Raw genomic sequence first — 12,559 nt, forward strand, 5'->3', positions numbered from 1 at the left:
ATCAAGCCGAATCGACGATAATCAAACATTTTCTTCAGTTTTTATTCGCCTCATATGTACTACACAAGAAGTACCCGGGTGTATCAAGGCTGATCCCGAACGTCGAATTCCTGGAATCCATAGCACTTGACCGTGCACATCAGCCACTAAAGGCAAAGTATTACGCTGAGATAATGGTATTTTCTCATCGATAAAAAGATTTTTAACTTTCTTGGTACCGCCTTTTTCGTTCAGTTTGAACACATCACCTGGACGGCGAGAACGCAAACAAAGCGGAAAAGTCAGTAAATCCGCATCAAACCATGCTTCTTCCAAAGAAAGTTCCATCTGATCTGAATCATTCCTACTCCATGGTAATAATCGGATATCTAATTGCTCTTTGGCAAAAGGAATAGATATCACTTCATCAGTACGCAAAATCGGAATACAATATGGTTCATAAAGCTTTGGTGTACCTCGTGTCAACTGGATATGCTGATACTCGCGGCGACAAATAACTTTATCTCCAATATCCAGACTCCAAGTCGTGAGGTCACTTTGCATAATCTGCCCCCGAACCATCTCAATTTTGGAAAAATCAAATTGTTCGTAAGATGGTGACAGATAACTCAATATTAGTTTAATCAACCTCCGTTGTAAAGCGACATGCACTTCGACGAAAGAAGCAACTTCAAATGAAAACGATCCTTCTTCTTCTTTAACCAATTCCGCGTATAACGTCCCTGTTTCCTCTTGAATATAATCATTTTCAGTTCCGACAATTTCAGCAAGCCTTCCCAGAGAAGGTACAAGCTGCTCATTAAATTGCTCTAAAAATGGTAAAACATCCAATCGAATACGGTTACGCGTATACTTGCGGTGAAGATTACTGCTATCTGTAATATACCCAAAATGGCATTCTTCACAGGCATGAATCAAGGTCGTCTTGTATATACGTAAGAACGGACGTATAAGTTCCACATTTTTTTCAGTTCTTCGCATTTTTATTCCGCTTAATCCTTCTGCCCCTGCTCCGCGCAATATTCGCATCAATACCGTCTCCGCTTGATCATCCAAATGATGAGCCAGTGCGATAGAATGTGCTGACCATTTGGTAGCGATTCGATGCAAAAAATCATATCGTAATGTACGGGCTGCTTCTTGTGGCCCTTGACCGGTTTGCTCTATATACGCAGGAGTACTCACTTCCTCCAACTCAAAAGCAATCCCTAGATTAGAAGCAATCTGCTGAACCACCTGCGCTTCTTGAGCAGACTCTTCGGGTCGAAATCCATGATTCAGGTGAGCACAGATGAGCGTCCACTGATATTCATCGGATAAAGCATGTAAAACATGAAGTAGCACCACAGAATCAGGGCCGCCTGAAACAGCGACAACTATCGTATCGCCTCTAGACCAGAGCTTCTGTTCATGTACAAGTGTTCTGACATGCTCTAGCAACGATTGCCATGTCTGTCCACTCATCGTCACTCTCTCCGTTTCTTGATCGTTTTTTACTTTTTAAAAAATAAAGCAATAAATAACGCAATACTCAAAATGATAATAGACCAGATAAACGCATTTTTTAAACGTCGGGTCACCGGATCACCATCAGTGGATTTACTACCCAAAAAGCGTGAGCCACCGACTGCTTTCCACATATGATAAGCTTCGCCGGTACTTTTAAATTCTCCACGCAAAGCGCGTTTTAACCAATCTGCATATAATGTCAATCCAGGTGTCCGATCGATCAGCGACACAAGATCAGCAACACTTCGTATTTGTGGCAATTGAGTAGCTATGATTTGTTGTAATCCCGGCTCGTTAAATAACTTGATACACATCACAGCAAAAGCAAATAGATCATACGCGTAATCCCCTGTGCGATTGCCTGCTTTCCAGAATTTGCGATCATACCATTCTGTAAATTGATGCAAACTTCGTCCTGCTTGTATCGCCCCACCATAATCGATAAGTTCTACCTGTCCTTCGTCTGTAATAATGACGTGCTCGGCTTTTAAGTCACCAAATACCCAATTGGCTTCATGCAATTCACGTAAAATATCAAGCACACCTAAGCCTGCTTTACCGAGATTTTCACTGCCTTTTGCGCGAAGGAAGTTAGTTAATGTCTGACCTTTTACATATTTCATCACATAAAAAGGAATAATTAATCCGTCTTCTTCATAATCATCCGCATCATACAGATAACGATTCACCTGATTTTTTCCTGTTTCTTTCCAATGCTTATGTAAAGAAAAAAGAAGTTTGATCTCGGATTGTAACGTACGATTGTAAGTGCCCATTTTCAAAGCGTACAGATTGCCGTTCACTATAGCAGACACTAAATAAACGGTTCCATTGGTTCCGTTGCCCAGTACGCGTTGCACCATATACTGTTGTCCTCTAGTTCTTCCGCTAATCATAGTACCTGGCGGCAATTCCGAATTAGTTGATATTGACACCGGGCTTCTCCTTCTCCTCTGAGGGCAGTCTAGATTTAGTGTACCATACCTATAGCAAAAAAACCGCAGATGCCAGGGCACCTACGGTCATTATTGATATGTTCTATATGCAAGGTAAGGATTAACTACGCTTGGCACCACGGCCTCCACGCTTGGATTCCGTATTTTTTTTGAGTGAAGAAATGCGTTCCTCACTATCTTTCATGAAGCGTGTCAATTTATCATCAAACGAAGGCTTGCCAACTGCTGGCTTGTTGAAAGAACGACCTCCACGATCACCGCCACCGCCGCGATTAAATCCGCCGCCGCCTCCAGAACGCTCTCCGCCATCTCTACCGCCGCCACCGCTGTTGCGTTGCTCAAAGCTACGCTCTGGACGAGGTGGTCTAGAAGATGGTGCTGGTTCTGCTGGTTTGTCAACTGCTTGTTTGATCGAAAGTCCGATTTTACCGTCTTTGTCTACATTGATGACTTTAACAGTAACGACGTCGCCCATTTTAAGATGGTCATTAACGTCTTTTACATAGTTGTCGGCAATTTCCGAGATGTGAACAAGACCAGTGACACCTCCCGACAAATCTACAAATGCTCCAAAGTGTGTTATTCCTGTCACTTTGCCTTCTAACTTGGTGCCCACTTCAATTGCCATAGAGTAAAATAATCCTCCCTTAAAATATACAGTAAAATCCCTTACGGATTACAATCTGCGTTGATTAAATTATAACGGAAGCCGAAAATAAGGTCAACTCACTAATACTCAGTTTTACGACTTATTTCACTTCATTATTCATTTACTGTCTGTTGCCTCTGTTGCCCAAATCGGTGTTTCGCCTGGTAAATACATACCATATTGCTTACGAGCGACTTGTCCGATATATTCCGGGTCTTCCAATCGCTTCACTTCACTTTGCGATTGAGCAAATGCTGCATCTGCTTGTTGCTTCTGAACTTGATGCTGAGTCAGTTCTTCTTTTTTCTCCGCTAAATGTATAGATTGCATAATGAACGTATACATCGCCCAGCCTAGGAATAACACCATGAAAAGCATCCAAATCCGTAGCCGTCTGCGCGCCCCATTGTTTCCCTGAGATGACTGATTATTTGTTTTGTAGTTACCGCTTCGAATCGGCGTAGGTTTTGAGTTCATTGGGTTGCCTCCTTGATGGTCTGTCGTCATTATATCGCTAACATTACATTTTAATTAACATTACCACAAAATAACGATTTGTAACACTTTGTCGACAAATTAAAAGAAAAAACAAAAAAGGCTGTCTTCAAGTCCGCAGACGTGAAGACAACCTTTTTCAATAACAAGCAACCCGTGTATGATTGGATATTCACCAACATTAATCTCTAGAAAAAATATCATCCTGTCTTACGATAGGCTCTTCTTTGAGCAATGTATACATCGTTGCTGCTTCTTCTTTGCGCGTACTATCCGCCAAACGTTCTACTTGTACAGTGACTAGCTTTTGTCCAAACTGAACGGTAATCTCGTCACCGACTTTAAGCGTAGCACTAGGCTTGGCTTCACGTCCATTCAACAGGACTCGTCCCTGCTCGGACACATCTTTTGCCACAGTACGGCGCTTGATCAGTCTCGATACTTTCAGGAATTTGTCCAGACGCATTAGTTTACCGCTTCTTTAAGCTTGTTACCTGCTTTGAATGCAGGAACATTGGATTCCGCAATGTTGATTTCTTCACCTGTTTGCGGGTTGCGTCCGGTACGAGCTGCACGTTTGCGAGTTTCAAACGTACCAAAACCGATCAATTGAACTTTATCGCCTTTTGTTAATGCATCTGTGATTTCACCAAGGAAACCGTTCAATACTGTTTCAACGTCTCTTTTTGTCAATCCGCTGCTTGTGGAAATGTTGTTAATCAAGTCTGTTTTATTCATTATTCAAAGCCTCCCAAATATTCAAAGAAATATAGCTGCGTTATTCAGATTGTCGATTGATGCACAATATGTTTACGCAAAGTTGCTTGCCTACAGTATATTACATTCTTCATGACATCCCAAATTCCTCTATGTTTACTGGAGTAATTGGTGCCATAAGCATCATAGCATACCGTAAGCGTGTGCTTCAACGCTGCTAGAAAGATCATAACATAAGAACGTATGCTCTGCTTATTTTTTTCGAAATAATTGAATTACTGTTTATTTTGTAATTTGGCTTCATCCCATAGCTGATCGAGTTCTACCAAAGACATAGATAGAATATCTTTACCCTGCGTGTGTAATGCCTGTTCAATATATTGAAATCTGTGTTTGAATTTGCGATTAACCAGTGCTAGCGATTGCTCAGGATCGGCATTGATAAAGCGAGCAATATTGACTGCACAGAAAAGCACATCGCCTAACTCCAATTGCTGATCCAATGCATCATGACCTTCACGTACAGCTTCTTTCAGCTCTAGCAATTCTTCATCCATTTTGGCAAAAGCGCCTTCGATGTTTTCCCAATCAAAGCCTACTTTTGCTGCTTTTTTCTGAATTTTGTAAGCTGTCAGTAGTGCAGGCAGGTCCCGTGGAACACCGTCTAAAAGAGAAGCTGTAGCATCTAACGTACCTTTAAGTTTTTTCTCTTCGGCTTTCATAGCATCCCAATTTTGGAGAGCAGTCTGTGCGTCATTGGCTTCGCGATCACCAAATACATGCGGATGACGGAAGATCAGCTTTTGATTCAGACTTTCAATCACATCATAGACTGTAAAAGCTCCTGTTTCTTCTTCGATTTGAGCATGTAGCATAATTTGCAACAATACATCGCCCAATTCTTCTTGCATATGTTCTGGATCATCATCGTCTATCGTTTCTAACACTTCATACGTTTCTTCGATAAAATTCTGACGAAGCGATTGGTGTGTCTGCTCTTGATCCCACGGACATCCACCCGGACTACGCAAAATTCCTACAATCTCATGCAGACGAGCAAATGTACGATTACGAATCTGTTCATCTTCTGTACGAGGTACATAGATCAGCGATAAATTGCCATAATTTTCAGTACGATCTAATTCGTATACAGGTGTGCGTTCGATGATTTCTTTGCCTTGCACTCCTAGATAATGACACACGATCACTTCAAAATCATCTGGATACAGCTCCATCAAGCTTAATTTCACATCGGAAGCTGTAAACGTATCATAGACTTGCCCAATTACGGTATGAAGCTGAGGTTGAAGCAATTGAGCATTAAGCTGAGCCGCATCGAGCAACTGAAACCCTTCGATAGGATCAAATCCTAGACGGGTAAATGCTTCATCCAAAAAGCTTTCCCCACCTAGTACATTTACAGTGATATTCAGTGCTTGTCCTTGTTCACGCAAAATCTGAACTGTTTTCTCAGCGACCATCGGATGACCGGGTACAGCATAGATAATTTCTTCTGTATCTAGCCCTTCCACTGCTGCTTGTAACAATCGATTAGCAATCTCTGCATACACTTCTGGAAATGAATTTTTCGATTCATATACCTCATCAAATGTTACAAAATCAGCTTCTAAAGCTTCTAATGCTGGATGATCTTTGGTACGAACAAATAGCTTTTCAGCTTGTTCCAATTTACGAAAAATACCGACTGTTAATTGATCTACATCTCCTGAACCGAGTCCTACTATTGTAATTTGTGCACTCATATTTGTCCTCCTAACCATTGGTATATCAACTGTATGTTGTTATGAAATTAATTTGAATTTTTGCAGTAATTTAGCTAATTTCTTACCTATTTTCGGCAAAGCAATAATCTCTGCGGTAGTCATAATTTTCAATTGGAATATACCACCTGCAAATACAATTGCACCGATAACTACTCCGCCTAATGTGATCAGAGACGCTTGAATACGTCCATCCAGTCCCCAGCGATCGAATACATATTCAGCCCCGAACATCCATGCAATAACAGCGCCAGACATTACCATAACCAAAAATAAAGGCTTGAACAAATCTTGCTTCCATGTCACTTGTAGACGGGTTAATCGTATCAATAACCATGTATTTAAAACAGCAGCTACCGCATAACCAATAATGCCCGCAAATGCAGCACCTGTAATACCGAAATAAGGAACCAGTACAATATTAAGCACTGCTTTGACGACAGTGGCAAGTAACAAATGTACTGCTGGAGCTTTGACAGAACCCATTCCTTGTAATAACGCTGCTGTTACGATCGACACAGTAGCTCCTACGCCTGTAAAAGCTAACCAGCGCATCGCTTCACTACCTGCATCGTCTTGATACAACATAATATCTAGTGGAACGGCTAGTACCGCTACACCAGCTGAAGCGGCAAGCCCAAGCAACCAAAACCAGCTTAATGCCTGTCGACTCTGTGATTGCACCAGATCCATGCGGTCACGTACTCTGGCATCTGCCAGTGCAGGAATAAACAATACAGATAAGGATGTAGCTAACATCGACATCAACTGTACTAATGGCATTCCTCGATTGTATATCCCGAATTGTACCATAGCCTCTGCTTCACTCCAGCCAATTCCTTTTAATAGACGTGGAACTGTAAATGTATCTACCAGACTAATTAAAGGCGCCGATAATGATCCCAAGCAGATCGGTAGTGCATAGAGTGATAATGCTTTGAGCAAAGGAAGTACAGGCTCATGAACACTATTTGGTATCGAAGATGGCGATAACCTCACCGCTGATTTTTGACGATAAATCCACCAGTAGATCAACATCACCAATAAACCAGCAGCTCCACCTGCGGCAGAACCAAATGTAGCACCCGCCGCAATCCAATCGTCTGCGGCTCCATTGCGGTCTAACATCAGCAGTAAAATAACCATCGCAGCTACACGAATCGTCTGCTCAGCGACCTGAGAGACGGCTGTAGGGATCATATTATGCATTCCCTGAAAATATCCTCTTAACCCCGCCATAATCGGCACTAGCGGCAAAGCTAGCGCTGAACTACGTATAGCGGCTTCCGTATGACGATTATCGATCCAGTCTGCCAGTAAAGGTGCTCCTATGTACATCAGAATGCCGCCTACTACGCCTAGAACAATCAGCATCACAGATGAGATTGTTAAAACACGCCTTGCTCCTTCTTCATTACCAGCTGCAATCCGTTCAGCTACAAATTTGGAAACAGCTGCTGGAAATCCAGCGGTAGCGACAAGCAGAACTAGCGTATAAAAAGGATACACCGCATTATAAATACCGAATACTCCATCTCCTCCGATATTCTGCAACGGTATTTTTTGGATCGTACCGATTAATTTAGATAACACAGCTGCCAATGCTAATATAAATGCTCCTTTAAGCATACGCGAAGATGGAGAGGATTCTTTCATATGCACGGTGCTCCTTTCTAGCCAGTAGTGGCATTCTTTTTTTCGGAATAAATTACACAAAAATAGCGCGGAGACTCCGCGCTATTTGTTTTACCCATTCAATCTACTTTTTGCTATAGAAGCCAATCAGTCATCAAATATTATTTACTGCTCTCTGCTGGTGCTTCTGTAGAAGAACCTTCTGTTGCAGGTGCAGTTGTTGTTGGAGCTGTTGTTCCCTCTGTAGCTGGTGCTGTTGGAGCCGTTGTACCTTCTGTCGGCGCTGTAGCAGCTGGAGCTGTTTCAGATTTAGGTAGATTTTTCTTCGTAATCATACCTGGTACTTCTTTAGACATATATTCACTGAATTTTTGAGAAGCAATTTGAGATTTGATTGTTTCTTTTTCTTCAGCTGTTAGATCAGCAAATGCTTTTTCTGTACGAGCTTCTACTTTAATAACATGGTAACCGTAATCTGTTTTCACTGGATCACCGATCACACCGATTTTTTGTTCCAATACTGCATTTTTGAAGCCTTCAACCCAATTTCCGACTTTCTCATTTTCGTAAAGACCACCTTTGTCTTTAGAACCTGCATCATCAGAATATTTTTTAGCGATTGTTGCAAAGTCTGCTCCGCCATCTAATTTAGCTTTCACTTCTTTAGCTATTTTCAATGCTTGAGCATCTGTACGAGTTTTACCATCAGCAGTTTGTAGTCCGATCAATACGTGACGTACAGAAGCTGTTGTGTAATCTTTTTTGTTGTCATTGTAGTATTTCTCTACATCTGCATCCGTAACTTTTTCTTTCATTACTTCAGAAGCAGTCAATACACGTGTCATATAGTCTTTAACATCTTGCTCTGTCAAATTAGCTTCTTTGAGCATAGTAGCAAGTTGTTCAGGATCTACACTTGTTTTGAATTGAGCTAGTTGTTCTTCACCTTGTTTAGCACCGGCAGTTTTTGCTGCTTCGCTTGCACTGTCATCAAGAGATTTGTAAGCTATCTCTTGCTCTAGCAAAATTTCTTTATATTCGTCCATATCAAACATTTGAGCATATTGAGGAGAGAAGAATTTCATCATACTTACTTCATGATTAAATTCATTTTCAGTGATTGTACCGCCTTTATACTCGGCAACCACCGGACTTGTATCTTTCGTTTCATCATTCTTTGTTTCCGCGGTTGTTCCTTTGTTACAAGCTGCTAACAGACTGATGCACAGAATAGCAACTACTGCTAACATCGTCGTTTTCCGCGCAGCTTTTTTAATTGGCCACATCCTGTAGTTCCCCCTTTAGTTTGAATGATTCCATGATAGCCTCGAGGAATTGGCAAAGCAGTTCAAGCAGCTCGCCATCCGTTAGTCCTTTACCTTTGACTTGAATAACCATATTGGAACCCTGATTAAATTGTACACGTCTTTCGAAGCGATTGCCAACTTGGGACAGTTTGCTCAAATTGAACGCTTTTTCTTGCCCTGTATGGAACTTCAGCAACACATCGTCTCCGCGGCGCGAAATATTTTCGATACCGTAGCGTTTGCCGTACAGCTTGAGTCTTGCCACTTGTAACAACTGTAATACCGCTTCAGGCAATTCGCCAAAACGATCTAACAGTTCATCTTCAAGCTCGCTAATATCATCAAAAGCAGATAATACAGCAACTTTTTTGTAAATTTCTATTTTTTGGATACTGTCATAAATATAATCAGCTGGTAGATACGCGTCAATAGACAGATCAATAACAGTATTCCAATCGTTCGCTTTGGTATCTTCTTCGCCTAGCATTGTCACTTTACGTTTCTGAATTTCTTCAGCTAGCATTTGTGAATACAGGTCGAACCCGACCGAAGCGATAAAGCCTGATTGTTCAGCCCCTAGAAGATTACCTGCTCCACGAATCGATAGATCACGCATCGCAATTTTGAAGCCTGAACCCAGTTCTGTGAATTCTTTAATCGATTGCAGACGTTTCTCTGCTACTTCAGTTAAGACTTTATCCCGTTGGTACGTAAAATAAGCATACGCGATTCGGTTCGAACGTCCAACCCGTCCACGCAACTGATACAACTGAGAAAGCCCCATTTTATCAGCGTCATGTACAATAAGCGTATTCACGTTTGGAATATCTACGCCTGTCTCAATAATACTGGTACTTACGAGTACATCGAATTCGCCATCTAAGAAATCAAGAATTGTTTTTTCCAATTCTTGTTCAGACATTTGACCGTGCCCGACAGCGACTCTTGCATCTGGAACCAGTTCAGAGATTTGAGCTGCCATTTCGTGAATCCCTTGAACTTTGTTGTAAAGGTAATAAATCTGACCACCGCGAATCAATTCGCGCTCTACAGCTTCACGAACCAATGTATAACTATGTTCAACCACATAAGTCTGAACAGGGAAACGATTCTCTGGTGGCGTCTCAATAACAGAGAGGTCACGCACACCTAGCATCGACATATGAAGCGTACGCGGAATTGGCGTCGCTGTCAGCGTCAGAACGTCTACATTGGTTTTGAGACGTTTTAACTTTTCTTTATGTGATACACCGAATCGTTGTTCTTCATCGACAATCAATAGACCGAGGTCTTTAAAAATAATATCTTGAGACAACAGACGATGAGTACCAATCACAATATCGACTGTACCTTGCTTGATGCCTTTAATCGTATCATTCTGCTCTTTACGCGTACGGAATCGACTCAATACACTAATATTAAAAGGATATTCGGCAAACCGCTCTCGGAATGTCTCATAATGCTGTTGTGCCAAAATCGTAGTCGGTACCAGAATAGCCACTTGCTTGCCTTCAATAGCAGACTTAAATGCTGCACGAATAGCCACTTCTGTTTTCCCGTATCCGACATCACCGCAAAGCAAACGATCCATCGGACGCGTTTTTTCCATATCTTTTTTGATTTCATCAATCGCACGTAATTGATCACGAGTCTCATCATAAGGGAAAATATCTTCGAACTCTTGCTGTTCCGCCGTATCTTTTTCAAATCCATATCCAGAAGCTTCTTGACGCTCTGCATATAATTTGATGAGATCATCTGCAATATCTTGAACAGAAGAACGAACTTTACTTTTCACTCTAGTCCACTCATTACCACCAAGCTTGTAGACTTTAGGTTCTTTTTCTTCAGAGCCTACATACTTCTGGATCAGATCGATCTGTTCGATCGGTACAGACAGCTTATCGCCACCTGCATACATAATATGCATGTAATCTTTGTGAATACCAGCGACTTCAAGTGTACCGATTCCCATATATTTACCGATACCATGATTTTGGTGAACAACATAGTCGCCTACTTTAAGCTCGGTATAACTACGAATCCGTTCTGCATTATCTACATTTTTGCTAACTTTGCGTACTTTACGTTGCTTTTTGGAGAACATTTCGCCTTCGGTAATAACCGCCAAATTAATCGATGGTAATTCAAATCCTGTTTGCAGACTGCCATCAATCATAATAGGAGTCTCGATATCGTAATCGTCAAGAACCCGGCGCACACGCTCCATCCGTTCTTCACCATTAGCGACCATCAATACTTGAATCCCTGCTTTTTTCCAGCGTTCCATCTCAGACTTGAGCACGTTCATTTGCCCATGGAAATCCTGCATCGTACGACTGACAAAATTAACGATATTGCCTGGAAGCACATGTGGAACCTGACGTAAAAAGATCGATGTCCAGATCGTCTGGAAGCCACTGCGATACATAATATCATCTGTATCTCCAGCAAGTTCAAGTGAAGGCAAGTTTTTGCCGTTTTGCAATAAATGCATATTCCATTCTGATTCATCCCGCTCTAATTGCTTGGCTGTTTCGAGCAATCGTGCAGGTTCTTCCATAATCAGAATCGTATCTTCGGGCATGTAATTATACAAAGTGACCTGCTCTGGATAGAGCAAGCTAATATATTTATAGATTTCCGGGAAATAGATATGTTGACGCATCAATTCAATCTCGCGACCAATTTCTTCGCGCAGACGAATTTTTGCCTGACGATCTGTCATTTTTTCGATTTGCATTTCAAGGCGAGCTGAAGCCTGATCTGCGGCTTGATTCATACGATTACGGTCTGCAATAATTTCGCGGCAAGGTGTAATCGTGATAGATTTCACTTTATCGATAGAACGCTGATCATCAGGATCGAAAGTACGAATCGAATCGATATCTTCATCAAATAATTCAATTCGATACGCCAAACTTGCTGTTGCAGGATAAAAGTCAATAATCCCACCACGTACACTCATTTCACCGCGTGATTCTACACGTTCTACGCGTTCATAGCCAAGTTCAATCATACGGGTTAAAAACGTATCTAGAATCAGTGTACCGCCTTCTTGTAATTCAATTTCAGCACCTGCTAATGATTCTGGAGCAGGCACAAAGCGCCGAATACCGGAAAAAGGCACAACAACAACGCCTCTGAATCCAGCAGCACATTTCATCAATACATCAATGCGTTGTGCTAATGTCTCAGGGCTTGATATTGCTGATTCTGCGGCTACCAATTCATTAGCTGGATATAACAAAACCTGCTCAGGTGTTAGCGCTTCCTGTAAATCTTCAGCAAGCTTATGAGCAGCAAACATATTATGAGTGACGACCAATAATGGTCTTTGGACTTCTGTGAACAGACTAGCCATCATGATCTGGCGTGAAGAACCGGATAAACCGGAGATGAGTTGTTCTTTCATCCCGGACACAATACCAGATGTAACAGAACCAAAATCCTTGTCTTTGGCAAATGCTTGTATCAGAGTTTCTAACAAAACGGCACCTCACTTATCCT

10 protein-coding genes are annotated in these 12,559 nt (G+C 41.7%); all 10 read right to left on the reverse strand.

What is annotated here, in order from left to right:
- Positions 1-21: 21 nt before the first annotated feature.
- The 10 genes from tilS to mfd all read right to left on the reverse strand — a co-directional run bounded on the left by tilS (position 22) and on the right by mfd (position 12,539).
- The gene (gene tilS, locus PQ460_RS23270) at positions 22-1,464 is read right to left on the reverse strand and encodes a tRNA lysidine(34) synthetase TilS (protein ID WP_274171319.1); all 1,443 of its coding nucleotides are present in this window, start codon (positions 1,462-1,464) and stop codon (positions 22-24) included.
- Positions 1,465-1,493: 29 nt separating this feature from the next.
- Positions 1,494-2,444 carry a protein kinase domain-containing protein gene (locus tag PQ460_RS23275; protein WP_274171320.1) on the reverse strand — a complete coding sequence of 317 codons (951 nt, stop codon included), beginning with the start codon at positions 2,442-2,444 and terminating at the stop codon, positions 1,494-1,496.
- A 121-nt stretch (positions 2,445-2,565) separates the two neighbouring features.
- Positions 2,566-3,093 (reverse strand): S1 domain-containing RNA-binding protein, encoded by a 528-nt coding sequence (locus PQ460_RS23280; protein WP_204827308.1) that lies wholly within the window; start codon positions 3,091-3,093, stop codon positions 2,566-2,568.
- Between the two features lie 138 nt (positions 3,094-3,231).
- On the reverse strand, positions 3,232-3,591 hold the full coding sequence (locus PQ460_RS23285) for an FtsB family cell division protein (RefSeq protein ID WP_273614324.1): 360 nt from the start codon (positions 3,589-3,591) through the stop codon (positions 3,232-3,234).
- Between the two features lie 199 nt (positions 3,592-3,790).
- The gene (locus tag PQ460_RS23290; RefSeq protein ID WP_274171321.1) at positions 3,791-4,075 is read right to left on the reverse strand and encodes an RNA-binding S4 domain-containing protein; all 285 of its coding nucleotides are present in this window, start codon (positions 4,073-4,075) and stop codon (positions 3,791-3,793) included.
- Positions 4,075-4,347 carry an HU family DNA-binding protein gene (locus tag PQ460_RS23295; protein ID WP_204827305.1) on the reverse strand — a complete coding sequence of 91 codons (273 nt, stop codon included), beginning with the start codon at positions 4,345-4,347 and terminating at the stop codon, positions 4,075-4,077. Before PQ460_RS23295 ends, PQ460_RS23290 begins: the two co-directional genes overlap by 1 nt.
- Positions 4,348-4,601: 254 nt before the next feature.
- Positions 4,602-6,089: a bifunctional methyltransferase/pyrophosphohydrolase YabN gene (gene mazG, locus PQ460_RS23300; protein WP_274171322.1), complete on the reverse strand. Its 1,488-nt coding sequence runs from the start codon at positions 6,087-6,089 to the stop codon at positions 4,602-4,604.
- A 39-nt stretch (positions 6,090-6,128) separates the two neighbouring features.
- Positions 6,129-7,763: a putative polysaccharide biosynthesis protein gene (locus tag PQ460_RS23305; protein WP_274171323.1), complete on the reverse strand. Its 1,635-nt coding sequence runs from the start codon at positions 7,761-7,763 to the stop codon at positions 6,129-6,131.
- A gap of 140 nt (positions 7,764-7,903) precedes the next feature.
- A complete protein-coding gene (locus PQ460_RS23310; protein WP_274171324.1) occupies positions 7,904-9,028 on the reverse strand; it encodes a peptidylprolyl isomerase in 1,125 nt (374 codons plus the stop codon).
- Entirely contained in the window at positions 9,015-12,539 is a 3,525-nt protein-coding gene (gene mfd, locus PQ460_RS23315; protein WP_274171325.1) for a transcription-repair coupling factor, read from the reverse strand. The genes PQ460_RS23310 and mfd overlap by 14 nt, the downstream gene beginning before the upstream one ends.
- Positions 12,540-12,559 lie beyond the last annotated feature (20 nt).

Origin of the sequence: Paenibacillus sp. KACC 21273, from assembly GCF_028736095.1 — a bacterium.
In the GTDB taxonomy this organism is placed as follows: Bacteria; Bacillota; Bacilli; order Paenibacillales; family Paenibacillaceae; genus Saccharibacillus; species Saccharibacillus kyungheensis.

Bases quoted from the DNA above. Each gene is read 5' to 3' on its own strand.
- PQ460_RS23280 (WP_204827308.1), bottom strand. From the start codon at position 3,093: ATGGCAATTGAAGTGGGCACCAAGTTAGAAGGCAAAGTGACAGGAATA.
- PQ460_RS23285 (WP_273614324.1), bottom strand. From the start codon at position 3,591: ATGAACTCAAAACCTACGCCGATTCGAAGCGGTAACTACAAAACAAAT.
- mazG (WP_274171322.1), bottom strand. From the start codon at position 6,089: ATGAGTGCACAAATTACAATAGTAGGACTCGGTTCAGGAGATGTAGAT.
- PQ460_RS23305 (WP_274171323.1), bottom strand. From the start codon at position 7,763: ATGAAAGAATCCTCTCCATCTTCGCGTATGCTTAAAGGAGCATTTATA.
- PQ460_RS23310 (WP_274171324.1), bottom strand. From the start codon at position 9,028: ATGTGGCCAATTAAAAAAGCTGCGCGGAAAACGACGATGTTAGCAGTA.
- PQ460_RS23295 (WP_204827305.1), bottom strand. From the start codon at position 4,347: ATGAATAAAACAGACTTGATTAACAACATTTCCACAAGCAGCGGATTG.
- tilS (WP_274171319.1), bottom strand. From the start codon at position 1,464: ATGAGTGGACAGACATGGCAATCGTTGCTAGAGCATGTCAGAACACTT.
- PQ460_RS23290 (WP_274171321.1), bottom strand. From the start codon at position 4,075: ATGCGTCTGGACAAATTCCTGAAAGTATCGAGACTGATCAAGCGCCGT.